The organism is Gracilibacillus salitolerans, from assembly GCF_009650095.1.
Taxonomy (GTDB): Bacteria; Bacillota; Bacilli; order Bacillales; family Amphibacillaceae; genus Gracilibacillus; species Gracilibacillus salitolerans.
This window is the reverse complement of sequence record NZ_CP045915.1, coordinates 842689-868417: the sequence shown is the minus strand read 5'-3', so window position 1 is coordinate 868417 and position 25729 is coordinate 842689. Positions and strand designations below refer to the sequence as shown.

The window sequence follows — 25729 nt, the reverse complement described above, 5'->3', positions numbered from 1 at the left end:
CTGCATCCTTCATATTTTCATCATGAATTTGTTGCAATTTGTCCATAGTATAAGAGGTATAAGTCTGTTATAAAAGAGATATATTACTAGAAATCAGGAAGGAAGATGTGAAATGGTTAAACGACTCTTATTTTTTAGTATTGTATTACTGATTGCTTTCCCAACTGCAGTTGGTGCACATACCCACCTAGAAACCTCAGATCCAGAAGAAAATTCGGTCTTGAATGAAGATACGGGAACCATTACGTTAATGTTTGAATCGACAGTCCAAGAACTAAATGAAATCACCTTAACACATGAGCATGGGGAGGAATTACCGGTAGAGAAAGTTACCCATGAACCAGCGGACACGCTCGTTGTCACTCTACCAGATCAAATGGAAGATGGGAATTACACGCTCTCTTACAGTATTGCTGGTGAAGACGGACATGTGATGGAACAAGAGCTGTCTTACCAATTTAAAAATGTAGAGGAAGAAGACGTAGTCGAGGAAACAGAAGAAGCATCAGAAGAAGCTACCGAAGAAGAAGCAACTGAATCTGATCAGGTAGAAGAAAATGTGACAAAAGACAGTACTGATGAAGCGAATGAAAATTCCACACTAATAGCTGTGATCGCCATTGTTCTTATTGTTGTTGCTATTCTCGCCATTCTTATGCTTAGGAAGAAGAGAAAATGATTGTATCGATAAGTAATGGCTTGCTATACATTTGTTTTGCCATTCTTATGGGAAGTTGTCTACTTGGGGTTATTCCTAAGGATATGAAAACATCTGTCGTCATGCCAAAGAAAACATTGGCTATAGCCATTATTCTTATCCCTTTACTTTCATTCATTTCATTGTTAGATCTGGCTTTCACACTGAACAATTACAGGGAAGAGTCTATTGTTGCAAGTATAGGTTATGTTATAAGCAATATTGCGCTAGGACATGCTTGGCTGGCATTAAGCTTGTTAACTCTCTTATTTCTCATTTTATTGTTCGTGTTACGTCAAAATGCTACACTTCCAATTTTGTATACTCTGGGGATTTTCTTAACTTTCGGGATGTTATTTACGCAGGCTGCTGTTGGGCATTCAGCTAGTATGGGAAGCTATCCTGGAGCAGCAGCACATCTGTTTCATTATATTGCTGTTAGCGCATGGATTGGTGTATTATTAATCACCAGTTGGTTCTCGCAAAATGATGACAACTGGCAGGAGTTCATTAGCTGGTTCACCCCGTTTGCCATTGGCTGTGTAGCTATTTTAGCTTTATCGGGAATGTTTATGAACTATTTCTTAAACGAAAGTATCGTTGATTCGTGGACATTACCATATGGCCAATCATTATTATGGAAGTTTTTGTTGTTTATTCCGATTCTCTTTTTCGCCTTTATCAATAGCGTGCTCATTCGAAAAAGAGTAAAGAAGGATGCACAATATTCTCCGAGGAATTGGTGGCGCGCAGAAAGTGTCATTATTATAACTGTTATTGCAGTAACGGCATCTATGACTGAGCAAGAACCACCACATAATATAGAACAGACACTGACAACAGGAGAATCGTCTATTTTATTTCAGACATTTGCTTCTGTTCCAGCCACTACAGATTTAATCTTAGAACTAAACGGACTAAGTGTATTGTTCTTACTAGTAGGTCTATTGTTTTTAGGCTGTATTCTCTACACTTTCGCCCAAAGAACTTCTCCTTATTTGGCTCTTGTAATGGCCGGACTTTCTGCCATAAGTCTGTACCTTGGACTAATGAATGCTGTTACGATGTAAAGGAATTGGAAAAGTCTAAAAAGATCACTCAGGTAAATCTTGAGTGATCTTTTAAATGATTAGAAAAGTAAGGAATAAATACGATTTCTTTGATACAAATTGTTTATGTGAACATGTGTGGTCTTTTAATTACAGGTGAAGTACTATGAAAGTGAAAAACTATGCAGTAAGACCCTTCGCACTCTCACTAACACAGTTTATATCGCTCGTCACTATACTCTCGTATTTTAACTTCTATACGTTTAGTACATCTAATTCTTTTTTTATTTGAGCTATGACATATTCACGATCTGCTGGATTGTTCTCAAAATCCAATCTATCTACATTAATTTTCAAAACAGGTGAAGCGTCATATACTTCAAAATATTCTTTGTACTCTTTATTCAACCTTTCCCAATACGCATCTTCCGTATCGACTTCATAGCTTCTGCCACGTTTGTTAATACGACGAATCGCTTCATCTGTTGATATTTCAAGGTATATCATTAATGCTGGAGGTTGACAATGTTCTATCATATTTTTGAATAAACTTAAATAAATGTTGAATTCTTCTTCAGACATTTCTCCGCTATCTTTTAGCATTTTTGCAAAAATAACATCTCCATAAATCGAACGGTCCAGTACAGCCTGGTTAAGTTTACTAGCATTTTTTATATGTTTGAAACGCTCATTTAAGAAGAATACTTGTAACGGAAAACTGTACCGTTCCCGGTCATAATAAAATCTATCTAAAATCGGATTATTCACAACGGGTTCTTCAAATGGTGTATACCCTAACTCTTCTACAACTATATCCATTAAAGTTGTTTTTCCTACACCTACTACCCCATCTATCGTAATCATTTTCCATCCATCTCCTTCTGTCCTTTTTAACCTTTTTAGACAATCAATATAAAAGTCTTTCATCCTATTAAGCTCTCCTTTAAAAATCTAGAACCCGCATTTTTATTTCCCTTTTATTATGAAAAAAAGAACGCATTTGATTTATGGTTCCAGAGCAACTGGATTCTCTATGCTTTTATTAATACGGAATAGTCAAGCAATTAACCGCTTGACTCCATATGAACCTTCGAACTTATCAAAAAAATATAAGCTTGTACAATCCATTTAGAAAAGGGATATCATGTTCCAATTTGTTCTTTCTATACGTGTGCAGAAAAGCAACCAGTATATTATACCACAGACGCTTGTAACCCTGAACACATTATATGGCCATTCCATTTTCTATCCAACACTATATATAGATCGAAGTTTTTAAGTAAAAAAACAAATAAAAAGGCCAAAGTCAAAATAACCTTAGCCGGAAAAACTACTCATTATTCAATTTAGGACTTAATTTTGCGATTTAGTAATTAAAGTTAATCATACAGCGTTAGATATTCTATTTCATCGCTTTACTTACTTTTAATCTTTTACCTTTGACTTTTGTATGTTCCATCGCTTCCAAAACTAAAGATCCTTTGCCATTCAAAATATCAACATAAGACCAATTATCTTTAATGGTAATAATCCCGATATCATCTGCTGTGACATTTGGTATATTGGAAATAGTACCGACAAGATCCACCGCCCGGATTTTTTTCTTTTTACCGCCATTAAAGTGTAGCTTCATAATATCTTGATTAATTCTCGCTGTTTTATTATTTTTCACAATGCGTCTTTCCGTCATTTTTTTATCGAAGTCTACTTTTACTTCCCTTACTTCCTCTTTCGAAGGTAGCTCCCGTCTACGGAGCGCAAAACCAATATATTTCTCTATTGGTCGTAAGTATTTCCCTTCAAAATCAGCTGCAAATGTGATTGCTTTCCCTTTATTACCTGCACGACCTGTTCTTCCTGTTCGGTGTACATAGCTTTCCTTTTCCATTGGAACATCAAAGTTAATAACGAGAGACACATTATCCACATCTATGCCTCTTGCAGCTACATCTGTTGCTACAAGATAACGAAATTCCCCCATTTTAAAGCCTTCCATTACAGCAAATCGTTTTTCTTGCTCTAGTCCACCATGAATCTGTTCACAAGCGTAATGAGCTTGTTCTAGTTCAGTCCATACTTCCTTTACTTGATCTTGTGTGTTGCAAAAGATAATACAACTATCTGGATTTTCAACAATGGTCACATCCTTGAGTAGATCCATTTTTAAATCTTTTTTCACTTCAAATAAACTGTGCTCAATACGGTCAGTTGTGACCTCTGTTGAAATTTCGACATTTATGGGATCTTGCATATATTTATGACAGAGCTTTTCAATTTCTTTTGGTATGGTTGCAGAGTATAACATCGTTATTCTGTTTGGTGGTACCTGTTTGATGATAGCTTCTACCTCATCTATAAAGCCCATCCTAAGCATTTCATCTGCTTCATCAATGACAAGATACTTTATTTGCTCTAAGTCTAATGTCTCTTGTTCGATATGGTCCATTACTCGACCTGGTGTACCAACAACTACATGTGTTTTTTGTTTCAGTTCATCCTTTTGAATAGCAAATGGTTCTTTGCCATATACAGCTAATGCTTTTATTCGTTTAAATCTGCCGATATTGGTTATATCTTCACGAACTTGAGCAGCTAGCTCTCTTGTTGGAGTTAGCACTAATGCTTGTGGCTTATTTTCCTCCCATACCATTTTTTCACAGATAGGAATACCAAAAGCAGCAGTCTTTCCACTTCCGGTTTGAGATTTCACTATTAAATCTTGATTTTCCAATACTCGTGGAATAACTTCACTTTGTACCTTTGTAGGCGTATTGTATTTTAATACATCTAGTGCTTTTTTTATTTCATCACTTAATTGATAGCTCTCAAAATTTATTTCGTTCATTTGTTACCCTCATTTATGTTAGATTTACTTATACTATTTGCGCAGACCATTAATCATATTCAAATATAAGAAGAGCGAACGCACCTTTAACTTGTTGCGTAACCTAGGCTCTTCGTCTGTAAAGGATTGGATTACTTAGATTATCATTAAACTGAATGGCAAAAGCCTAAGTTAGTTGCACTTATGCAATGGAGGAAAGTTTATTCTCTCTACTAAAAAAGAAAAAGGACTCTATGGATAGAGCCCTTTAATCATTACTTTATTATGCTTTATTAACGTTAGTAGCTTGAAGTCCACGTTGACCTTCTTCAGTATCAAACGTAACCGTTTGACCTTCTTCTAAAGTTTTAAAACCGTCACCTTGAATAGCTGAGAAATGTACGAATAAATCTTCGCCACCTTCTACTTCGATAAAACCGAAACCTTTATCTGCATTAAACCATTTAACTGTACCTTGTTGCATAATAATTTCCTCCTATGTGGATATTTCCACAATTTAATACTATTATTGCTCAATTTAGATAAAAGGTGAAAAGCGCAAAATTTACTCTTTCCTCTCAGACCAACACCGAACAAAAATAATCTATACTTAGCATAACAGATAATGTTTGGAATAGCAACTAATATTTGGTTACGAGTTCTATTTTGAGTCTACGTATCGTGCCGAGAAAATAGTATGATTACCCTGTTGAACAAAAAATTTAATTTAAAAGTTAAGACAATTTACTCCCTGAACTGTCTACACTATCAAGTAAGTCACAGACCGCTTCGACCATTTCATCTGGACAATCAGTGTGGATCGTAGTATGTCCGGCGTTATTTAGTATACGATGCTCCCCACTTGGAACTGAATTTGCTAATTTTGAATACGTCTTATTTTTAACTTTATTGAATGGATCTATAGTGGCATGGAGGAATGATTTACTCGTGAACGGAGTCATGAATGGGTCCACTCCCATCGCTGTAAACACGATCAACGGAATATCAGGTATGTCTCTTCCTTTACGAACTTCGTTATAGAGCTCGCTGTTCAAGTTTTTCCTTTCCTCAATCGTTTTCATTAATGTCCTGAGATGGTATTTAATCAGCCGATCACGTATCGAATCTGGCCAACTTGCAAGCATCTGCTCAAATAAACCTCGAAAGGTTTGCTTGTAGGTTAGGAGTGTACGGAGAATAGGGAAAATCTGCTGAAATAAGTGGCGTTTCTTTAACTTTGGTGTATTGGTGAGAAAGTCTTCGTGAGGCGGTTCTAGAAGAAGCATTCCAGCTACCTCATCTGGAAATCGTTGGGCGTATCGGCGTGCGTATATTCCACCTAACGAGTGACCAACGAACAGATAGGGAGCTGGTACATCAGCTGTACGCAAAAGAATTCGCAATTCGTCAGTGACCTCAAGTGCATTTCGAGGAAGTTTGACCTGATCGCTCCAGCCCGTTCCCGCTCGATCATAGATCACTGATGTTGTTCGCTGACTAATTTTATGATGGATATTTAGATAGTCAAGTCCGATCATGCCTGCTGCCGGTAAAAATACTACTGTTGGACTCCCAGTCCCAGAACATTCGAGTAACAAGCGTCGTTCTTCCACGTTGTATAACCTTCCGATCGGCAACTTATCTCCCCTGTGTGTGTTTGTATTATATTTCATCACTGTATCTACCCTCCCATAATTAATTTCTATTTATAATAGATTTTCCTAAGTTCATTTAGGTAACCATCAAGTTCTGCAAGAATATTGTCATAATCCAATTCAGTGACTTCTGAGTTTCTAATGTCCTCTAATATTTGATTTGTAAAACCAATATTCGACCAAAAAATAAGCTGTTTGCATTTTTTAACGTCCAGCCCCTCTCTGAATTTAGATTCATCAACGACATCAAACATTGTCTCATGACATAATAATTGCTTCTCGTTAACTCTTTCTTCTAACTTCTTATTGATTTCATCAGATTTCGTAATAGCATTAATCTTAATAAATTCGAAAATCCAAGGATGCTTTTGCAATAACTCAATCTGTAGAAGATATGATTTTCTTAGTTTTTCAAAAATATCTTTTTCGTTAAAGTTCATTAAATTAAGATATTCTTTATTAATCATGTCAGCACAGTAATCATAAAGGAATAGAAAAAGATCCTTTTTGCTATTTACATAGTGGAACATTAACCCTTTTGAAATCCCAGACTCTTTTGCAATAACATTTGTTGATGCTTCATCAAATCCCTCCATGGCGAATTCTTTTAAGGCTGCGTTTAAAATTACATGCCTTCTTTTGGATTCCAAATTGAAAATTTTTGGAAGCATGATAACCACCTCACTTATATTTTTTATATTTACCTGTTAGATCAACCACATTATATCTTCATTTACCTGATAGGTCAATACTGAACAGCAGACAATACTACTAAGGTTTTTGCTAAAAAAAACGGAATTAAAAAATTGGAGTAATTATTGGATTGGATGACAAGGGTTAGACACAAGAAATGTGCAAAGACGGCCAAAGAAATCCACCATTCCAAAAAGTAGATCGTCCAACTGTCAATTCAAGTCCGAACTTTCCCATTAAAGGTGATATACGAAAGCTCATATCAAAGAGGTATATATCTTGTATTTAATGTAAATCATTGTAAAGAAAACTTTTTTAGGTGGATTTTTAAAATGCAAAATTATAATAATGACAATACAGCAAGAAGATACGAGGCACATGTCAGTATATTAGGAACTACTCAAATCCATCTAAGGAATCCATATATTGTTGCTTGGTGGAGTATGGCATGCCCTGGATTCGGGCATTTATTGCTTTCCAAATATATACGAGGTTATTTATTGTTTATCTGGGAAGTTATAGTCAACGTCCAATCTAATCTTAACCTCGCAATGATTTATTCGTTTCAAGGGAAAATTGACATGGCTAAAGAAATTTTGGATACACGATGGCTGCTTATTTATATTCCTGTTTACCTTTTCGCCATTTGGGATAGCTATCGAACGACAGTAGATTTGAATAAAGTTTACATATTGGTCGAAAGGGAAAATCATCGGTTCAACTCTTTTATCTTATCACCGCTAGAAATAAACTACTTAGATAAGAGAAGTCCTTTATTAGCTTTTATATGGTCGTTATTTATGCCAGGTCTAGGGCAACTTTATATCCATCGAATTTTAACGGCAGCTTTTGTTGTCATTTGGGCTGTTATCTTTTTTTATCAATCTCATGCTCTTGAGGCAGTAACTTATTTATTTTTGGGAGAAATCCAAAAAGCAACTACAATCTTAAATCCAGAATGGTTATTGTTTTTCCCGTCCCTGTATGGCTTTGCGATTTATGACTCTTATTCAGCAACAGTCGAAAACAACAAACTTTATGAAAAAGAACAAAGAACATATTTAAGAGCCTATTATCAAGACACTAATTTTCAGGTTCTCAAAGGACAAAAAGTGAAGTGATTAAAAATGCAGCTATTTTCAACATTAGAAAATACGATCTATTTAGAAATGGCTATTTCTATGCTTGAGAAAAAAGGAATTAAGAAAGAAAATATATATGCTGTTCCACTTGATAATCGAAAAGAAGAACGAAAATTATTTGATACACTACATCGTTCAGACGGCACTTCTCTTATTGATATTGGTTTAGCACTTGCAACAGCCTTCTCTGTAGTTGGAGCTAGTATCGGTTTTGAACTAGCATTAGGTCCAATATATTGGGGGTTAATCGGTGCATTCATTGGCTTCGTTATCGGGGTTATTATTCGTCTTTTTACTGAACGGGTTATTAAAAAAAAGAAAAGATTATTAAAAGGAAAACATTCAGAAGTTATTGTAATCATTGAGTGTGAAGAAACACAAGCAGAATTAGTAGAAAATATACTGTGGAATCACTTTGCGATTGGAGTAGCTAAAGTAACCTCCAAATAGAAAGGAATACTGATGTGTGGATCCTCATTTTTGTTATTTTTATACTATTCAACTTAATTGCATTTTTTGTTCCCAGAAGACTAAGTAAAATAGAAATTTATGCCACTTCTATTTTTGCTTTTGTATATGGACTTTCAACTGATATAATACTTAACCTACATTATCATTTGTATGGTTATTTTCAAGAAGGATTTGATTGGCTTGGATTGCTAGGAATAATCTTGTACTTTCCCTCCATTAGTTTTTTATTTCTAAACTTTTACCCTTCTAATAGGAAGATATGGAATAAAATTCTCTATATCTTACTATGGTCTGCATTTTCAACTTTTTTCGAATGGGTTTCTTTGCAGACAGAATTTTTTTACTACACTAGCTGGAAACTTTGGTATTCGGCATTATTATACCCTTTCATCTTTCTAATCCTTATAATTCATTGGAAATTCATTCAAAAGTTAAACCATAAATAAAACTGCTTACACTGCTGGCTATTAAGGAGCAAAAGGAACAAAGGACCTAAACATAATACTATTAAACACCAAATATGAATTATAACAACATGAGACAAATGTAAGCTCTTTTCACTATTGATTTGAGCAGTTTCTAAAATGCACGAAAAATACCTTTAGAAGCTGAATAATGGTTAAAACCTTGACCAACTTGTGCTGTATAAGATGAAATATTTACGATAGATCCTTTGTTCTGTTCTGCCATATAAGGTGCAACATGTTAAATAGCTGCAAAAGCACGAGAGCCATTGATCTTGGACATTCACCAAAATCTCTAAAGAAATTATTAGAATACCTTCCACATATTTATAAATTAAAATAACTGACCAAAACTAGGAACGGCAATGCATCATATTAGCTTTTGTTTTTATTCGTCACCTTAGTTTAACCCTTTGTTAAGTCTTTTCGATTAGCAGATAATGGGGGTTGTTCTAACCACTCATTTGCAACGATAATGTTGGCAAAGTCCTCAGATAATTTCAAAATCTCTGCTGTTAGTCGTGTATAATCCACAACTAAATCACTTTTCCGACTTTCAGATATAGCTACTCCATAATTCCCAATACCAGCATAAATCATAAGACCAAAGTGAAATAGCATTAACTTATCAGAAAAAGGAGACTCTGTTGATTCAGTTACTTCTTGGTCAAACGACATAGGAACGGGAAGTGAGTTCATTTCTAAATAGCTACTAAAAACTTTTATATGTTTAGATGCTATATCATTTCCTCTCAAAATAAACTTACGTACTTTATTAGATTGAGCAACTTGGCTAAAAGCAATAGCAAGACTTGTCCCTAATTGATTTGTTTCGATATTTGAATGTAGATTAGCTACCTCTGCTCCGGTAAGTGCATCTCTTCTACCAAGTCCTTCTAAGAAAAATGACTGTTTATGTACGAACTCTATTTTTTGTGGATATGGAATAGTTGGTGGACACGCTGCTATTCCTTTTTCTAATAAAAGCCGTACAACTTCTGTATCCAGTTCGATAGTAGATGTTAGACATTTTGAAAAAAAAGAACGTATATCGTGGCGGTAAATATTCTGTAAAAGCCTTCCATAAGTAGCTAGACCACCCTTTGTCATATTCTTTATATATTTCAAATAAAAAACATCCGTAAATAATCGTTTGGATTTTAGATTTACATCTTGTTCAGTAAAACCTTGTGGAATCTGTATTCCCTCATTTAAAAAGATGCTTTGAATAGTCTCAATATGTTGCTGAGATAAATCTAATGCGTGAGTTGTGATTGTTTTAATTTCTTTATCCTCGACGTGTTCAAGAAAATACTTAAAGACACAAATAGACAAACTGTCACCAAGATAAGTATTCCATAAATATGACACTTCAGCAGATGTTAATTTAATATTGTCGTGATTATGTTCCAATTGATAACCTCCTATATCAATTCATCCAATACTAACATTCCCTAGAATAAGAAAAATATAAGATAACATCACTTCTTTTCTCTCCTCTGACAATTAAAATAAACTTCTAGAAAATCCACCCCTCAATTCTCATTCCACCGTTAGCATTAAAATAAAGTTATGCTAAAAAGACTGAAAAATTTAGAAGAACATTGAAAATGACAAGGGATAGACATTAAAAAGACTATGAATTCGCAAACGTTTATGAAAACAGGGTCTAATTAGCATATATATTTTTTAACTAGCGTAATTATTTTTTGTTAGACAATTATATCTCCAGCCAAAACGAACTAAAGCGAGTTTCCTATCCAAAGCAAAAAGGACTTAGATGTATATTGTATGACTACAGAATCGAATGATCCATCATAATTTCAAGTTTATTTCTGAAGAAGATCTATCAGAAGACAATTAGATCCATTAAATTCTGTTCACAAGAAATAATCCTAGTCATGATTATTGAAAGAAAAAAACCTTGGCAAAAGTGGAGGTTTACCAAGGTTTATTAAAGATGCTATTATCATTTTCTTAGTTATTTTATAAATAATGCCGTTTTATCCCACACATTCAAACCAACGTAGCCATTTTTCACTTTCTCATCAGAGCGGAATTCAAGTCCATCAGCACCAATGGATCTTCCTTGTATTCCATTTGACCAAGTTCCTTCCACCTTGCCAATCTACTAAGTTTGCTTTGACAATATAGATTAACTATTTTCATAGATTCGTTCACTTTCAGCAAACATCCATTCATATTGACGAAGCTTTATTTCAAACAAAGTAATTGGATTACGGTATAACTCTGGTTTTTTCTGCATATCGCTTAGGACATCTTTATTTTCTTCAATCTCATCATATGTTTCTGCTAAGAGTTCATCTAACACGTCATACGGATCTGTGAAGAAGATCTTAATATCCCGTTCCAGCGATTTCTCAAATAACTCGAATTGTTGCATAAATTCATCAATAATAGTTTCAACTGTTTTACTATAGTCTTTCCCTTCAATGTATTGTTTATATTTATCATGGAAAGTTTCTTTATTTTTGGATAATGCACCAACAAGCTTTCCCGCACTTTTCCAGAAAAATTGTGAAATGGTAAAGTCGCTCATAAAAGTTGCCTTTGTCAATTGTATATTTCCTCTTGTCATCCGGTCTATATCCCGATGCCAGTCATCCAGCACCCTGCTGTCGCACTCGAAATATACCTTTTCTTCACCGTATAGATCATTAAAACTCTCACTCATTTCACCTAAGTACGCTTGGCTGTCATGCAGCTCTCGTTCACTATTCTCAATCCATTCTTGAAGTTCTACATGTAAATCTGGTAAAACCGCTTCTTCAATATAATTATTGATTCGCTTATTTATTTCATTGTTGAGCTCATTATGAATTTTTCCAAAATCACTGTCTTCATTAATCACTTCAGAACTTTTTCGAATCAATTCCGGAATCTTTTTCGTCAAATCCTGTTTCCATTCCTCTATAATTTTGCTGTAGGACTTTTTAATGACTTGACCCGTATTCTCTTCTATATCACTTAACTGATTTTGTGCGCCCTTCAGTTTTGTGACTATCTCTTCATTCCATTTAATGTTATCGATTAATGAATTTTCCACTTCTTCACGTTTTAACAGCAAATACTTAATCGATTTCTTAATATAATAGAGAATCTTAGACGCACGCTCATCTTCTAGGCTATGCCCAGCCATCATCGACCTAGTAAAAGCCGAAAACTCGTTTATTTGATTTTTACTGTCTTCATTTGCAGAAAAAGTGAATGCTTTTGCATTTGGGAAATAGGCTTCGATTCTGGATATGATTCTCTCCGTCCGTTCCATCGCTTCCTGACTGTTAGTATTTCGATCCATTTTGCATAATAAAAAATGAATAGGTAGATCTGGTGCCTGCTCCTTAATTCTTACAGCCATATCAAGTTCATTACCTGTCAGATTTGAGTCCGCATTCAAAACAAACAACAAACTATCTGCTAAAGATAAATAATGATTTCCATCATTCTTTAATCTATCTTGATCTGTAAGCCCTGGGGTATCAATTAAAGTAAGATTATTTTCATTTAAAAACGATACCGGCATCCTACAGGAAATAAATGTCTGCTGTTTTTTTGTTGATTCTTTAAAATCGTTACGTTCAGCTATGCTTCTTTCTTCTTCATTCGTAATGGCATGAATTTTCGCATTATCTGCATCTTTATAAAGGATAGTAGCATTAGCAGGATCTTCTGAAAGCTCTTCACCGAGCAACGTGTTCACAAATGACGATTTTCCACTCGTCTCTGTTCCCGTAATCATTAGATGATATTGGTTTAAATCTTGTAGCTCGTGAACGATCCATTCGAATCGTTTATCCAATAACAAGCCTTCCCTCTCTGCCCATTTCATGATGGACTTGAAAAGCTTGAATCCATCTTCTATACCATTCTGATAACGAACAGACTGGCTTAACAGACTTTCCGCTTCACTAATAATAGAAGCTTCCATATTAGATGGATAAATTTCGCTCCACGCTAATACAGCAGATGCAGCTATTAAAGCATCTGAACCTGTAGATACTTTCATCCAATTGTTTAAATGACCTGGTATTAAATAAGAAAATTCTTTTATTAAAAACTTTCCATTCATTAATTCAAAGTATGTTACCCTAAACAGATTGGAAAGCTTTCTCCAAACATAAGAACGTTCTGGTTCAATGCTTAATAGGAGATTATTTATTTCTTCCAGCCAAGGGAAATACAAATCAGTTTGTTTATAACTATTCCAAAGTGCTGTTGATAGACTTTCAAAGCGATTCTGATCAATGTTATATAGAGTCATTAATACTTCACTAAAATAGTTAGGATTTATCTTTACAGTATGCCCATGTTCTACATACTCTTCTAAAACTACAAACCATGGTAACGAATTTGTTCGCATTGCTTCATTGACTGCAAGCTCTACAGCATTGTCCCAATCTTGTTCGTCCTCAAAGTAAACTCGCGCCACATCGGTTACATCCGGATAGTCTGGATTTATGTCGACTGCATACTTAATAGAATCAACTGCTTTTGCATGCTTGCCAAGCTGTATGTAGAGTGAAAATAGCTGCAAAAGTACTTCTGTTTTTAAAACCTCAGAATCTGTTTCTACCGAATTATAGTAGTCCTCAGCAATGGCAAGCAAATTCATTTTAGCATGAGCATCTGCTATATTTTTCTGTGCCCAAGGCTTTAATTCATTAGAAACGTTTTCCCATTTAAAAATGGCCGACTCATAGTCTTTATATAAAAAATATACCTCTCCCTGAGCAAAGCGGATATACGATAGATCAGGCATTTCGTTTTGCTGCTCATCTATATACAATTCGCCTAAAATCTTGATTGGATCCACATCTTTAATACCATCTATGAATGTATGATAATAGGATTTACTAATTAGTTGTTTCTCCATGTCATCCTGTTCCCCCATATTGCCTTATTTAAAAACGTAATTATGCTAAATATAAAACTCCATCCTATATTCTAACAAACATAACCCTTCACAATGTTTCAATTTTTTATCATTTAGAATACAATTTTGTATCACTCCTCATGTGGATATGATGAATGAAAAAGAGTACTACAATTGCAATGATGACTTAGTTTTTGGTATGGAAGTGACTGAAATCACGTTTACCTCTTGAACATTTAGCTTAAACACGTTAGTATAAAGTATGTAAAGAACGTTTTAAAAAAATTTAACAAAATTTATTATGGGGGGCTTTATGATTCATTTACTTTAAAATGGAGATTTAAAATCGAAAAGCTGTATTCTTAAATGAAAGTTTAAGAATACCATTACATGACTTCTCTCTTCTGAATAGAAGTTGAGTTTTGTTTAGTTTTTGTATTAAAATATTTCTAAACAAATTTTATATTTGGAATATTTTTAATTATTATATAATAAGGGAGTTTTCAACAATGAACAAATGGAAAAAAGAGCTTAGTATTATTTTATTATTATTAGTGGTTGCAGTACTGACAGCTTGCGGAAACACTAACGATGCATCGAACAGTGAACAAACAGGAGAAGAAGAATCAACAACAGAAGTAAATGGTGAGGAAATAACGATTGGTCAAATTAATTGGGCTGAAAATATCGCCGTAACCAATATGTGGAAAGCAATTTTAGAAGAAAAAGGTTATAACGTCAAGTTAAACGTATTAGACATGGGTGTGATGATGCAAGCATTAGAAAGTGGTGATCTAGACGCTCATTTAGAAATTTGGTTACCGGTTCAAGATGCTAATTATCTGGAGGAATATCAAGATACAGTTAATTTCTCTGAAGCTACTTGGTTTGATACTGCTAAAGTTGGACTTGTTGTTCCAGAATATTTAGAAGAAGTAAATAGTATAGAAGACTTAAATGAACATAAAGAACTGTTTGATGGGCAAATTGTTGGTTTTGACGCGGGCGCAGGTACGATGGATGTTACGAAAGAATTAATTGATGATTATAATCTTGAATTTGATTTATTAGCAAGCTCTGAAGCTACAATGTTAGTTGAGATTAGAGAATCAGTAGAAAATAGAGAACCCATCGTGGCACCACTTTGGACCCCGCACTGGATATTCTCTAAATATGATTTAAAATTCCTAGAAGACCCACAAAACAAGTACGGTGGAGTAGAAAAAATTCACCATGCTATAAGAGAGGGATTCAGCGAAGATTATCCAAATGTTAGCGAATGGTTTAACAATTGGAAAATGAATGACGAACAAATTGGTGAACTAATTGACTATGTAGAAAATGCTGAAGAACCACTTGATGGAGCTAAAGAATGGATTGATGAGAATCAAGAATTGGTTGATGAATGGGTAGAATAAGGACAAAGATAATAGAAGCTAGTCTCTCTTATTTATGGTGAGACTAGCTTCTTTTTTATAGTTTAGTGGTCATATTGCTGTGATGACTAGTATATACACAGACCTATTGTAGGCTTAAATAAACATTTTTCAGGAGGAATATACTCGAAAAAGAGCATTAAATTGCTTTGTTTTGCAATTTAATGCTCTACATCTATTTCTAAAAAGGGGGGAACATTAAACATAAGTTCTTCTTACAGAAACATTATCTGTCTTAACTACTAATTAGTGCCTGCATCGGCTGGATCCACGCCATGACGATAGAAGTCGGCATGAATAGGCGCTAGTGGCTTACGTTCAAGGATTAAGTCCGCTGCTTTTTCCGCCAACATCAATACAGGTGCATGGATATTACCATTAGTAACGTAAGGCATTGCTGATGCATCAGCAACTCGTACATTGTCGAGCCCATGGACTTTCATCGTATTCGGATCTACGACCGCCATAGGATCTGAAGCTGGCCCCATTTTTGTCGTGCACGATGGGTGAAGTGCAGTCTCCGCATCTTTCGCCACCCAATCCAAAATATCTTCATCCGTTTGAACAGATGGACCAGGGGAGATTTCTCCTGAATTATAAGGTGCCATCGCTTGCTGAGATATAATTTCTCGAGAAACTCGTATAGCTTCAACCCACTCACGTCGATCCTGTTCAGTGGAAAGGTAGTTATAGACCATACTTGGATGCTCTTTAGGATCATTTGAACGGATCTTTAATGACCCTCGAGCATCAGAATACATAGGTCCAACGTGTACTTGGAATCCGTGATCCGTTTCTGCTTTTTGTCCATCGTACCTTACCGCTACCGGAAGGAAATGGAACATCAGATTTGGATAGTCGACATCATCATTCGAACGGACAAACCCTCCGCCTTCAAAATGGTTGGTTGCTGCTGGACCTTTACGACCAAATATCCACTGCAAACCGATCCAAGGCATCCGCCATTTCTTCAAGTTAGGCTGTTCAGATACTGGTTGCGGGCAAGCATGTTGGATATAAACTTCAAGGTGATCCTGAAGGTTTTCACCAACACCAGGAAGATCAATTTTCGGTTTAACACCAACTGAACGTAAATGTTCTGCATCACCCACACCTGATAGTTGAAGTAGTTGTGGCGTGTTAATCGCACCACCGGCAAGGATTACTTCACCTGCTTTCACTTGATGCATCTTCCCGTTGCGTCGATATGTCACACCTTCTGCTCGGTCACCATTTATGTCGATATTGGTAACGAAAGCACGTGTTCTTATCGTAAGATTCTTACGGTGCTTATACGGATGTAAATAGGCACGTGAAGCAGACATCCTCCTACCTTTGTACACATGCTTATCAAATGGTCCGAACCCTTCTTGACGATAACCATTCACATCAGGTGTTCGATTGTATCCAGCTTGGACAGCTGCATCAAAAAAGGCTTGGAACAGAGGATTTTTTGCTGGTCCGCGTTCCAATTTGATAGGACCATCGTGACCACGAAGCTCATCATCTGGATCTGCTGCTAAAGCATTTTCCAAGCGTTTAAAATAAGGAAGACAGTGTGCAAAATCCCACGTTTCCATACCTGGGTCGGCTCCCCAGCGTTCATAGTCCTTTGGATTACCTCGCTGATAAATCATGCCGTTAATCGAACTTGAACCACCAAGCACCTTACCACGAGCATGCTTAATTCGTCGACCACCCATATAAGGTTCAGGGTCAGATTCATATTTCCAGTCGTATAAGGTTTTCCCAGATGGGAACGGCAATGCTGCTGGCATTTGAATCAATAAATCCCACGGATAGTCACTACGACCTGCTTCTAATATAAGAACACTCTTTGTTCCGTCTTCACTTAGGCGGTTACCGAGTACAGAACCTGCACTTCCACCGCCAATGATTACATAGTCAAACCTTTCACTCATTCTAAGAACCTCCTTATTTAAAATAAATATGAGCATATTAAAACTAAATTCAGTTATTGTTTTTCATATACTTATTATTTAAACCAGTGAAGTGGCTCTGGATTGAGATTACGGTAAACATGTTTCGTTTCTGTATATTCTTCCAATCCAATTTTGCCTAACTCACGTCCAATTCCAGATTGTTTATATCCACCCCATGGTGCCTGTGCAAAATATGGGTGGAAGTCGTTGATCCAAACTGTTCCCATTCGTAATGCAGATGCAACACGTTCCGCCTTATCAACGTCAGTAGTCCATACTGCACCAGCAAGGCCATAGATCGTATCATTAGCTAGACGCACTGCCTCTTCTTCATCTTTAAAGCGTTCAACCGTTAAAACAGGACCGAATACCTCCTCCTGTACGATGCGCATATCAGAATGACAGTCGGTTAGAATAGTAGGCAAGTAGAAGAAGCCGTTTTGCAGTTCGGGATCTTCAGGACGAGAGCCGCCAACCAAGACTTTAGCTCCTTCTTGTTTTCCGATTTCTACGTATTTTTCAACTTTTGCTCGATGCTCTTCTGAAATTAATGGACCAGACTGCGTTTCTTCATTAAATCCATTGCCTAATTTAATTCGCTTAGCTCTTTCAGCAAGTGCCTCGACAAAACGGTCATGAATGGAATCTTCAACAAGTAATCTAGCCCCAGCAGAACAAACCTGACCAGCATGAAAGAAAACAGCATTCAAGGCTTGATCAAGTGCGGTATCAAAATCAGCATCCGCAAATACAATGTTTGGATTTTTCCCTCCAAGTTCGAGTGCAATCTTCTTCACATTGCCGCTTGCCGTCTGCATAATCTTCTTACCTGTCTCAATACCACCTGTAAAAGATATAAGGTCAACGTCATGGCTTTCTGCTAGCTCGTTACCAACTGCTGCACCTTTACCGAGAACAAGGTTAACTACACCATTTGGAAAACCGACTTCTTCCATTAATTCTGTCACTTTAATCGTCGTTAACGGCGTGATCTCACTTGGTTTCATCACAATCGTATTTCCCGCAGCAAGCGCAGGAGCAATTTTCCAAGCTGCTTGTAAAAGTGGGTAATTCCATGGTGTGATTTGACCGCAAACTCCGACCGGTTCACGAACAACTTTACTTTGGCTATTCGGAATCGGTGAATCAATTATTTCTCCACCGTCTTTATCAGCTAAACCAGCAAAATAACGAAAAACCTCGGCGATATCAGCCATATCTGCACGGCTTTCTTCAATCGTTTTGCCAGTATCAAGAGATTCTAGCTCCGCTAGTTCTTCTTTATCTCTTTCAATTAATTCAGCGATTTGGAGTACTTTTTTACCTCGATCATTAGTAGGGGTATGTCTCCAATCCCCATGATCAAAGGCTTCTCGTGCTGCAGAGATTGCTAGTTTCGCATCTTCTGCGTTCCCCTCAGCGACTGTTGCAATAATTTCCTGATTGAACGGGTTGATGATACTTCTGCTCTCTCCTGAGCAAGACTCAGTCCATTCCCCGTTGATGAACATTTTTTTCATGAATTTTCCCCCTCGCATTAATTTTGTTAAATTATTTTTTAACGTTTTTAACATATTAAATATATCACAGCAGTTTTTCTTTGTAAACCAGCGTCTATTTTTCGATTCAATAATTTTTGACATTCACACAAGATACGTTATAGTTGAAATTAAAGTAGTTAAATTCATATTTAACCATTTAAATTTTAATAATAATGTGAAATGAGGGATATCATTGGAAGATGAAAAACAGCAAAAAGCAGAAAAAATGCTTGAAGATGCTGAACGCTTAGTCATTAACTCTATTGCCGAAACAATGGATCTATACGGTGTCACGCCATCCATCGGAAGATTATACGCAACTATGTATTTCAAGCATGATCCTTTGACTCTTGATGATATGAAAAACGATCTTGGAATGAGTAAACCGAGCATGAGCACCGCAGTCCGAAAGTTACAAGATATCAATATTGTAAAGAAAGTCTGGAAAAAAGGTTCTCGTAAGGATTTATTTATGGCCGAGAAAAATTTTTTCCAATACTTCTCCCATTTCTTTGGGGATAAATGGGAAAGGGAAGCTAAATTAAATCTTTCGTCCATCAATGATGCTATAGAGAAACTGCAACAAGTACTAGATGAAGAGGAAATCGATGAGGAAATAAAACAACGTGCTGAACAAGATTTACAGCAACTCAAGGAATATAGGAGCTATTGCCACTGGTTGGAGAGACTTGTCCATTCCGTTGAATCTGGTGAGATTTTTGAATTCTTACCAATTGAAGATACGAAATCAGATGATCACAATCACCATAAATCGTAACCAAATATGTTAATGAAATAATTAAAAAAACAGTCTCTCGACTACGTGGAGAGACTGTTTTTATTATCATACTTCTAAAAACAATTGGAATTATTAAGATAACTACCGCATTCACACAAGCCAATTAACTGCTTCATATAAATCCTTTTTTTTGGGGTCACCATCTGTTCAACGTCCCACTTCGCTTTCACTTTGGATTGGGACACCTCTACTGTTTCCCCGCCCCATCCAGATTCTCTCTATCAAACGTATCGAGCAATTTACGCACTTCATCTGTTGACTCTGTGTTCATCAATTGATTTCTTAATTCACTCGCCCCTCTAAATCCGCGAACATATATCTTAAAAAAGCGACGAAGAGGTTTGAACAGACGTGGTTCTAATTTTGAATATTTATCAAAAAGATCCAGATGTAATCTCAAAAGATCGAGCAATTCTTTACTACTAGGATCTTTTGGCTGCTTTTCAAAGGCAAATGGATTATGAAAAATACCACGCCCAATCATCACCCCATCAACACCGTATTGGTGAGCGAGCTTCAAGCCGGTTTGACGGTCAGGGATATCCCCATTGATCGTCAAAAGTGTATCTGGTGCCACCTGGTCACGAAGTTTCTTTATCTCCGGAATTAATTCCCAATGAGCATCTACTTTACTCATTTCCTTTTTGGTACGTAGATGAATAGAAAGATTTACAATGTCTTGTTTCAATATGTGTGTTAACCAGTCACGCCATTCCTCTACATAAGTATAACCAAGCCTTGTCTTCACACTTACAGGCAATCCTCCTGCTTTTGCTGCTTGTATTAGATCTGCTGCAACTTCTGGACGACGGATCAGGCCGCATCCCTTTCCACTCTTTGTGACATTAGGAGCTGGACAACCCATATTGATATCGACACCCTTAAACCCTTCTTTCGCCATACCAATACTCATTTGCCTAAAGTATTCAGGCTTGTCCCCCCATATATGGGCTACCATTGGTTGTTCATCCTCTGTAAAAGTTAAACGTCCACGCACACTTTGGTTCCCCTCTGGGTGACAATAACTCTCCGTATTTGCAAACTCGGTAAAAAACACATCAGGTCTTGCTGCTTCACTCACTACATGACGAAAAACAACATCCGTTACATCTTCCATTGGTGCCAATATAAAAAACGGTCGTGGTAATTCACGCCAAAAATTATCTATCATAATCAAATTCCTTTCATTATCGGATATCCCAAATCCGTATTCCAAAATAAAAAAGCAAAATGCTCTTGCTTCTTTTAAATTTATACCAAATTAAACACTTAAAGTTTTGCTACCGAAGCCCAGTTTAGACAATCATGATAAAAATGGCCGTTTTTTCACCTTTTTTCGATTTAATAAGAATGAATTGCTTAACTGAGAAAAAACGCAAATTTATCAAAGACTGATAGGGCAAAGATTTGGGCATGAAATGATCCCGAATTCGCCAATGATTATTTTAACCAAATCAGTGGGGACTATCAAGGGTTTATTTTAGTTAGGCACCTTCAAGACAATCTGCGCACAATACTCCGCATGTTTGGACTGTAGGTGGCAGAACAATTAAAAAGTTGCAGTTTTTTCTGAGGGGGCATTGGTGCCATGTTTTAAGTCATAAGTTTTTTCCTTTTGTATTATTTTCTCAATATTAATTTCTTTTTGTAATCAAAATAACCTTGTCTTCTATAATTTATGCCTGTTAAATGAAGATGTATTTGTATAGTCAGAATTTTAAAATCGATTTATGCCTAAATTTTGTAAAAAATGGAAGGGATATTACCGATTATATGGTAAAATAATACAAATGCTGTTGTTCAACAAATAGATTGTGGAAAGCCTGGGTACTAAACGACTAATGAAATGAGGGATATTATGAATTTAACCATTAAAAATATGGACGAGAATCAAGCTAGAAAGATACTAAGCTGGATATATGAAAAACCGTATGATTTTTATAATAATGAAGTTACTGACGAAGAGATAAAAGAACGACTCGATGGTTCTTATAAAGCTATAACTGAAGATAATGGTGATTTGTTTGGTTTTTTATGTACAGGTAAAACAGCTCGAATACCAGTTGGGTACAAACATGGGGTCTATAATGATAAGTGTGTAGATATAGGTCTTGGTATGTCCCCTGATTATACAGGGAAAGGTTACGGGTATAATTTTTGTACATTTATAATTAACTACATAAGAGAAAATTACAGGGGAATCCCTATAAGGTTATCAGTTGCAACCTTCAATAAAAGAGCTATTCATTTATATCAAAAACTAGGGTTTGTAAAGAAAGACAAGTTCACAACTGATTTTGCAGAGTTCATTACAATGATTAATGAAAATTAACTAGATAATTAGGGTATGCTTCGAAATTGAAAAGAGTGAACTGAATACATCAGTCCACCAAACTAATTTTTCTAATGAGCTTAAAACCATTCATCATATCTTAACTACATTACAACCGATAAATGGAGTTATTCTTTCAAGACAATCTGCGCACAACACTCCACATCGATTGGATGGTGATCGCAGATAAAAAGATAGTACCTACGGTTTATACAATACCGCCAGTTTGTTGAAGATCCTGTCCTAATTGCCTAAATGGTTTTGCTGTATTTTTTATAAACATATGGGGATGTCATTATAGAAAGAAGTGCACCATAGTTAAGATTGAAAGTTACTTCATCTCCTACCAATAAGTTAATTTTTTTTGCATCGATGACTGTATGATCGCTACTGGAACCAAGTATTTCAATATCCAACGTGGGTATTAGTCCAGCCACCAGTACATCTTGGCTTCCTACTCCAAGAATAACTCTACTCATTTGTCCACGATCTTCAAATTGCTGAAAGTCCCCAAAAGCATTCTGACCTATTTCTCCGTAAGGTATAGATGGTTTTGTTTTCGATTCAATAATTTCTGTAACGAAAGTAAACGCGTCAGTATATAAATCTGGAATTGCTCTTCGGTTTAAAGTTTCACGTCCTAAATAAATAGATTCACCCAACCTTAAGTTATTAACCTTTCCAACACTACCAGCTGTCATAAACCAATTATAATTGGCCGAGTTTCCACCTGATATATATGAAAGTGGAAGAGAAAATTTCTCTTCAACATCGCTAGCCAGTTTAGATAAATCGTTCATCTTTTGTTCGTTTGGTTTTACTCCTCCAAAGCACGCAAAGTTTACAGCAATGCCAACAATTTCAATCCCTTTAAGCACTAAGATCTCTTGAATAAAATTCTCAAGATTTTCGGGCATTATCCCTTCTCTTAAATCTCCCATTTCGATCATTAGAATAATTTTATGCACGGTGTTATTTCGTAAAGCTGCTTCAGATAATTTTTTAATAACAGATAGTTCGGTGTTAATGCTAATATCTGCATTTTTTATAACCGAGTCAATTTCACTTAAAGCAGGTATTCTTAATAATACAAAATTTGCCTTAATTCCTGCATCACGCATTCTTTTTAAATTTACCAATTTGGAATCTGCGAGCATGTGAATACCTTGCCCCAATATTGTTTTTGCTATTTCTGGAGAACCACATACCGTTTTTGTAACGCCCATTAGTTCGATATTTTCAGAGGCGTATATTTCAACTAGCTTCGCTGTATTATGTGCAATTTTGGCAAGGTTAATTTCTACACGCGGTAAAATAGACTGGTTCAATTAAACAATACTTTTTTCTGTTTGCCAATCAATTCTGGGTAAGCATCAAAAATACTTTTGATCAGTTTGTCACAACCTAATTTAAGAGCATCAGTCGTTGGAAGTTTAAGATCCTCCTCATATTCTGAAATGGTTGCCATAAGTTCTTCATTAGACATGTTTTCATGGTTGATAGTCACCGCGATCACTTCTGCTTTTGAAAAGTTTTCAATGAGATCGATCTCACTTTTTACCGTTGGCATTTCTATATAACTGAAATCACCTAAGTGTGATCGTTTAGGTGCGTGTTGAATGATAACCGCCCCAGGTCTCGCTCCTCTTATAATTCCACACGAACTTATATATGCAGGATGACTTAATGCCCCTTGGCCTTCTACGATAATAATATCAGGATTATCGTTTTCATAAGCTTTCATGATTTGGTTTTCAATTTCACCTGTCATAAACTGAGAAGGAATGGCATCAATAGCAACACCGTATTTCGCGCCTTGTATTAGCCCTGTTTGTCCAGTAGCAATAAAAGCAACATTTAGGCCCCTTTCAAGCAAGGCATCTTCGAGTAGCACCGAAGTTGTTCGCTTACCTATTGCGCTATCCGTACCCAGTACGGCTACTACTGGTGTCTCGATGTGTAATACCCGTCCAGAAAAAAGATGCATATCTTTTTTTTGCACAGGCTTTCTCACGTCAAGGATCGTAACATCAAACTGTTTAGCCAGCTTTATAAATTCCTCATCATCTGTAAAAAATTCATGAAGAGGATTAACTATATTCATTCCTAGTTCCATTGCTCTAAAAAGGAGATTTCTCTCATCTATTTTCAAAAATGCCTCAGATGGAGCTATTCCGTAAATGAATTGATCAGGGACACTCTGTAAGTTTTCAAGTGCATGAATAAGGCTCTTGAATATAGGAATTCCATTTTTCTCTCCTACAAGGCATTCACCCGCATCTATTCCAACTTTTGTACTGTCGATTACTCCGACGATATCAAATTTTCTTGAGTTTCTAACCAGTCCATTAGCTGTCTTTCCATCCATTGTTCCAAAATAATTATCACAATATACTATTGCTGTTTCTTTCATAAGGCTTTTCCTCCTAAAATCTATTTTCACTCAGATCTCCGGCAAAAGAGATTTTACATCTTTGTTCAAGGAAATAAACACCTATCCCATATAGAAAAAGCCTATAAGTTAAAAAATGTAATTTTTATCAGAATATTAGAATATTCATGCGTCATATAAGTATAGCACAGTTAACGATAAGTATTTGCTTTATTTTTCAAATACTGGTGTTTAAAACCAAGTGTAAAAGAAAAAGGAAGATTCAGCCTCGTTATATATTATGTTGATATAGTATTTGACTGGAGAATAGAGTCGTTGCTTTTTATTCAAACTTTTTCGTACTAGAGAGGAACTTCTACTACATCAAACTCATCAAAACCTGAATCGTTTGTAGTTAAGAAGCTAATCTGTTAAAAAATACCTGTTCCCCGCCTATTTTTGAACTTTTTCGGGAATAAAAATAAAAATCTCCGAGGATGTTGCATGAGGAAAACGTAGTAGATGAAAGAAAGAGAATTGAAAAAAGATGGATTATAATTGGTAATATATGGATTATTTATTGTTGAAAAGCCTGAGTGGTATATTGAAAAAAACTGTATTGACAAGGGATATATTTAAAATTAATTTATAAAAAATATTGAAAGAATATGAATTTGCATATAAAAATCCCGGGTTCTTATTTAAAAAACCCGAGAGATTATTGCATTAGACCCTGAAATCGAAAATATTTATTTTTAATTTGGGAAATTTACTTTTTAATTACACACCAAGTCAGGAGAACGGTTTTTTCCACTACTTGTGGATCCTATTTCCCTGTACCTTCCCTCATCCCCTATACCTAACAGTTAATCCCTTCAAAAAATTCCGTGCATATCTATCTCCGCATTCTTTGAAATGCTTATGCCCCTTTTTCCTCAATAAGGCTCCTAATTCACTTTTGGTAATAGTGACGCCTACCTCTTCTAATATTTCAATAATATCCTCACTTGTTAATGTTAGTGCTATTTTTAATTTCTTTAGAAGAATGTTATTAGCAGGTTCATTGGACAGTGGTGGTCTTTCTGGTTGACCCGGTTTTGGCTCTTGTTTTCCTCTTTTAAAAATGATTAAGCCGTTTAAAAATAACTCTAAATTCAAATTATTGACATTTATACTCTCTTCATCATCTGCTGGATCAGAATCACCTTCCACATCATCATCGTAAACGTCTTTTGGTTTTGTGAGCATTTTCTGCACTTCTTCTTTTGTCACTTCAATGCCACCAAGTTTAAAAATCTCTATCATATCTTTATCTTTAATATCTAATGCGTATCTTAGTCTAATTAATATATCTTTATTAGTCATCAATAAACCTCCTATAAAGGGGACAGAACGGCCGATTGTTCCCTTGTCCAATA

22 protein-coding genes and 1 pseudogene are annotated in these 25729 nt (G+C 35.8%); 8 read left to right on the top strand and 15 right to left on the bottom strand.

Going from position 1 to position 25729, the window contains the following annotated elements; translation table 11 throughout:
* The first annotated feature begins 112 nt into the window (after nt 1-112).
* Both GI584_RS04305 and GI584_RS04300 read left to right on the top strand, forming a co-directional pair.
* Nucleotides 113-679, top strand: a complete 567-nt coding sequence (locus tag GI584_RS04305; RefSeq protein ID WP_153790369.1) for a copper resistance CopC family protein — start codon at nt 113-115, stop codon at nt 677-679.
* Nucleotides 676-1767, top strand: a complete 1092-nt coding sequence (locus tag GI584_RS04300; protein ID WP_153790368.1) for a copper resistance D family protein — start codon at nt 676-678, stop codon at nt 1765-1767. Before GI584_RS04305 ends, GI584_RS04300 begins: the two co-directional genes overlap by 4 nt.
* A gap of 234 nt (nt 1768-2001) precedes the next feature.
* On the opposite strand, the gene GI584_RS04295 is transcribed toward GI584_RS04300, so the two are convergent.
* The 5 genes from GI584_RS04295 to GI584_RS04275 all read right to left on the bottom strand — a co-directional run bounded on the left by GI584_RS04295 (nt 2002) and on the right by GI584_RS04275 (nt 6896).
* Nucleotides 2002-2673: a deoxynucleoside kinase gene (locus GI584_RS04295; protein ID WP_194842119.1), complete on the bottom strand. Its 672-nt coding sequence runs from the start codon at nt 2671-2673 to the stop codon at nt 2002-2004.
* A 475-nt stretch (nt 2674-3148) separates the two neighbouring features.
* Nucleotides 3149-4591, bottom strand: coding sequence for a DEAD/DEAH box helicase (locus GI584_RS04290; RefSeq protein ID WP_153790367.1), 1443 nt, complete (start codon nt 4589-4591; stop codon nt 3149-3151).
* 262 nt (nt 4592-4853) lie between these two features.
* Nucleotides 4854-5054 (bottom strand): cold-shock protein, encoded by a 201-nt coding sequence (locus GI584_RS04285; protein ID WP_153790366.1) that lies wholly within the window; start codon nt 5052-5054, stop codon nt 4854-4856.
* A 250-nt stretch (nt 5055-5304) separates the two neighbouring features.
* A complete protein-coding gene (locus GI584_RS04280; RefSeq protein ID WP_194842118.1) occupies nt 5305-6207 on the bottom strand; it encodes an alpha/beta fold hydrolase in 903 nt (300 codons plus the stop codon).
* Nucleotides 6208-6272: 65 nt separating this feature from the next.
* A complete protein-coding gene (locus GI584_RS04275; protein WP_153790364.1) occupies nt 6273-6896 on the bottom strand; it encodes a TetR/AcrR family transcriptional regulator in 624 nt (207 codons plus the stop codon).
* 354 nt (nt 6897-7250) lie between these two features.
* Between GI584_RS04275 and GI584_RS04270 the strand changes: the two genes are divergently transcribed.
* Genes GI584_RS04270 through GI584_RS24355 form a run of 3 tightly spaced genes read left to right on the top strand, consistent with a single transcriptional unit; the run spans nt 7251 to nt 8977 of the window.
* A complete protein-coding gene (locus GI584_RS04270) occupies nt 7251-8039 on the top strand; it encodes a hypothetical protein (protein WP_100361863.1) in 789 nt (262 codons plus the stop codon).
* Between the two features lie 6 nt (nt 8040-8045).
* The gene (locus GI584_RS04265; protein ID WP_153790363.1) at nt 8046-8510 is read left to right on the top strand and encodes a hypothetical protein; all 465 of its coding nucleotides are present in this window, start codon (nt 8046-8048) and stop codon (nt 8508-8510) included.
* Between the two features lie 14 nt (nt 8511-8524).
* A complete protein-coding gene (locus tag GI584_RS24355; RefSeq protein WP_407647395.1) occupies nt 8525-8977 on the top strand; it encodes a CBO0543 family protein in 453 nt (150 codons plus the stop codon).
* A gap of 139 nt (nt 8978-9116) precedes the next feature.
* On the opposite strand, the pseudogene GI584_RS04260 reads toward GI584_RS24355, so the two are convergent.
* The 4 genes and pseudogenes from GI584_RS04260 to GI584_RS04245 all read right to left on the bottom strand — a co-directional run.
* A pseudogene (locus GI584_RS04260) lies at nt 9117-9236 on the bottom strand (SDR family NAD(P)-dependent oxidoreductase); the annotation flags it as partial.
* 164 nt (nt 9237-9400) lie between these two features.
* Nucleotides 9401-10408 (bottom strand): DUF3231 family protein, encoded by a 1008-nt coding sequence (locus tag GI584_RS04255; RefSeq protein WP_100361866.1) that lies wholly within the window; start codon nt 10406-10408, stop codon nt 9401-9403.
* A 568-nt stretch (nt 10409-10976) separates the two neighbouring features.
* Nucleotides 10977-11114, bottom strand: coding sequence for a hypothetical protein (locus GI584_RS04250; protein ID WP_153790362.1), 138 nt, complete (start codon nt 11112-11114; stop codon nt 10977-10979).
* A gap of 36 nt (nt 11115-11150) precedes the next feature.
* Nucleotides 11151-13889, bottom strand: a complete 2739-nt coding sequence (locus GI584_RS04245; protein WP_153790361.1) for a GTPase domain-containing protein — start codon at nt 13887-13889, stop codon at nt 11151-11153.
* A gap of 509 nt (nt 13890-14398) precedes the next feature.
* Between GI584_RS04245 and GI584_RS04240 the strand changes: the two genes are divergently transcribed.
* A complete protein-coding gene (locus GI584_RS04240) occupies nt 14399-15307 on the top strand; it encodes a glycine betaine ABC transporter substrate-binding protein (protein WP_153790360.1) in 909 nt (302 codons plus the stop codon).
* A 260-nt stretch (nt 15308-15567) separates the two neighbouring features.
* Here the strand turns inward: GI584_RS04240 and betA are convergent, their stop codons facing one another.
* A complete protein-coding gene (gene betA, locus GI584_RS04235) occupies nt 15568-17247 on the bottom strand; it encodes a choline dehydrogenase (RefSeq protein WP_153790359.1) in 1680 nt (559 codons plus the stop codon).
* Between the two features lie 74 nt (nt 17248-17321).
* A complete protein-coding gene (gene betB / locus GI584_RS04230; protein ID WP_153790358.1) occupies nt 17322-18788 on the bottom strand; it encodes a betaine-aldehyde dehydrogenase in 1467 nt (488 codons plus the stop codon).
* A 247-nt stretch (nt 18789-19035) separates the two neighbouring features.
* On the opposite strand from betB, the gene cudC reads away from it, so the two are divergent.
* Nucleotides 19036-19587: a choline uptake/conversion transcriptional regulator CudC gene (gene cudC / locus GI584_RS04225; protein ID WP_153792906.1), complete on the top strand. Its 552-nt coding sequence runs from the start codon at nt 19036-19038 to the stop codon at nt 19585-19587.
* A 208-nt stretch (nt 19588-19795) separates the two neighbouring features.
* On the opposite strand, the gene GI584_RS04220 is transcribed toward cudC, so the two are convergent.
* Nucleotides 19796-20779, bottom strand: a complete 984-nt coding sequence (locus tag GI584_RS04220; protein WP_153790357.1) for a tRNA dihydrouridine synthase — start codon at nt 20777-20779, stop codon at nt 19796-19798.
* 687 nt (nt 20780-21466) lie between these two features.
* Between GI584_RS04220 and GI584_RS04215 the strand changes: the two genes are divergently transcribed.
* Nucleotides 21467-21940, top strand: a complete 474-nt coding sequence (locus GI584_RS04215) for a GNAT family N-acetyltransferase (protein WP_153790356.1) — start codon at nt 21467-21469, stop codon at nt 21938-21940.
* A gap of 251 nt (nt 21941-22191) precedes the next feature.
* Here GI584_RS04215 and GI584_RS04210 read toward each other — a convergent pair whose 3' ends face one another.
* From GI584_RS04210 to GI584_RS04200, 3 genes are all read right to left on the bottom strand, one after another.
* Nucleotides 22192-23268: an alanine/ornithine racemase family PLP-dependent enzyme gene (locus GI584_RS04210; RefSeq protein WP_153790355.1), complete on the bottom strand. Its 1077-nt coding sequence runs from the start codon at nt 23266-23268 to the stop codon at nt 22192-22194.
* Nucleotides 23265-24353, bottom strand: a complete 1089-nt coding sequence (locus tag GI584_RS04205) for an N-acetyltransferase DgcN family protein (protein WP_153790354.1) — start codon at nt 24351-24353, stop codon at nt 23265-23267. Before GI584_RS04205 ends, GI584_RS04210 begins: the two co-directional genes overlap by 4 nt.
* Nucleotides 24354-25157: 804 nt before the next feature.
* A complete protein-coding gene (locus GI584_RS04200; RefSeq protein ID WP_153790353.1) occupies nt 25158-25676 on the bottom strand; it encodes a YehS family protein in 519 nt (172 codons plus the stop codon).
* Nucleotides 25677-25729: the final 53 nt, after the last annotated feature.

What these genes read in the sequence shown, in the direction of transcription:
- GI584_RS04305 (WP_153790369.1), top strand. Translation starts at nt 113, where the DNA reads ATGGTTAAACGACTCTTATTTTTTAGTATTGTATTACTGATTGCTTTC.
- GI584_RS04295 (WP_194842119.1), bottom strand. Translation starts at nt 2,673, where the DNA reads ATGAAAGACTTTTATATTGATTGTCTAAAAAGGTTAAAAAGGACAGAA.
- GI584_RS04290 (WP_153790367.1), bottom strand. Translation starts at nt 4,591, where the DNA reads ATGAACGAAATAAATTTTGAGAGCTATCAATTAAGTGATGAAATAAAA.
- GI584_RS04215 (WP_153790356.1), top strand. Translation starts at nt 21,467, where the DNA reads ATGAATTTAACCATTAAAAATATGGACGAGAATCAAGCTAGAAAGATA.
- betB (WP_153790358.1), bottom strand. Translation starts at nt 18,788, where the DNA reads ATGAAAAAAATGTTCATCAACGGGGAATGGACTGAGTCTTGCTCAGGA.
- GI584_RS04275 (WP_153790364.1), bottom strand. Translation starts at nt 6,896, where the DNA reads ATGCTTCCAAAAATTTTCAATTTGGAATCCAAAAGAAGGCATGTAATT.
- GI584_RS04205 (WP_153790354.1), bottom strand. Translation starts at nt 24,353, where the DNA reads ATGAAAGAAACAGCAATAGTATATTGTGATAATTATTTTGGAACAATG.
- cudC (WP_153792906.1), top strand. Translation starts at nt 19,036, where the DNA reads ATGCTTGAAGATGCTGAACGCTTAGTCATTAACTCTATTGCCGAAACA.
- betA (WP_153790359.1), bottom strand. Translation starts at nt 17,247, where the DNA reads ATGAGTGAAAGGTTTGACTATGTAATCATTGGCGGTGGAAGTGCAGGT.
- GI584_RS04270 (WP_100361863.1), top strand. Translation starts at nt 7,251, where the DNA reads ATGCAAAATTATAATAATGACAATACAGCAAGAAGATACGAGGCACAT.
- GI584_RS04300 (WP_153790368.1), top strand. Translation starts at nt 676, where the DNA reads ATGATTGTATCGATAAGTAATGGCTTGCTATACATTTGTTTTGCCATT.
- GI584_RS04265 (WP_153790363.1), top strand. Translation starts at nt 8,046, where the DNA reads ATGCAGCTATTTTCAACATTAGAAAATACGATCTATTTAGAAATGGCT.
- GI584_RS04245 (WP_153790361.1), bottom strand. Translation starts at nt 13,889, where the DNA reads ATGGAGAAACAACTAATTAGTAAATCCTATTATCATACATTCATAGAT.
- GI584_RS04200 (WP_153790353.1), bottom strand. Translation starts at nt 25,676, where the DNA reads ATGACTAATAAAGATATATTAATTAGACTAAGATACGCATTAGATATT.
- GI584_RS04285 (WP_153790366.1), bottom strand. Translation starts at nt 5,054, where the DNA reads ATGCAACAAGGTACAGTTAAATGGTTTAATGCAGATAAAGGTTTCGGT.
- GI584_RS04240 (WP_153790360.1), top strand. Translation starts at nt 14,399, where the DNA reads ATGAACAAATGGAAAAAAGAGCTTAGTATTATTTTATTATTATTAGTG.
- GI584_RS04220 (WP_153790357.1), bottom strand. Translation starts at nt 20,779, where the DNA reads ATGATAGATAATTTTTGGCGTGAATTACCACGACCGTTTTTTATATTG.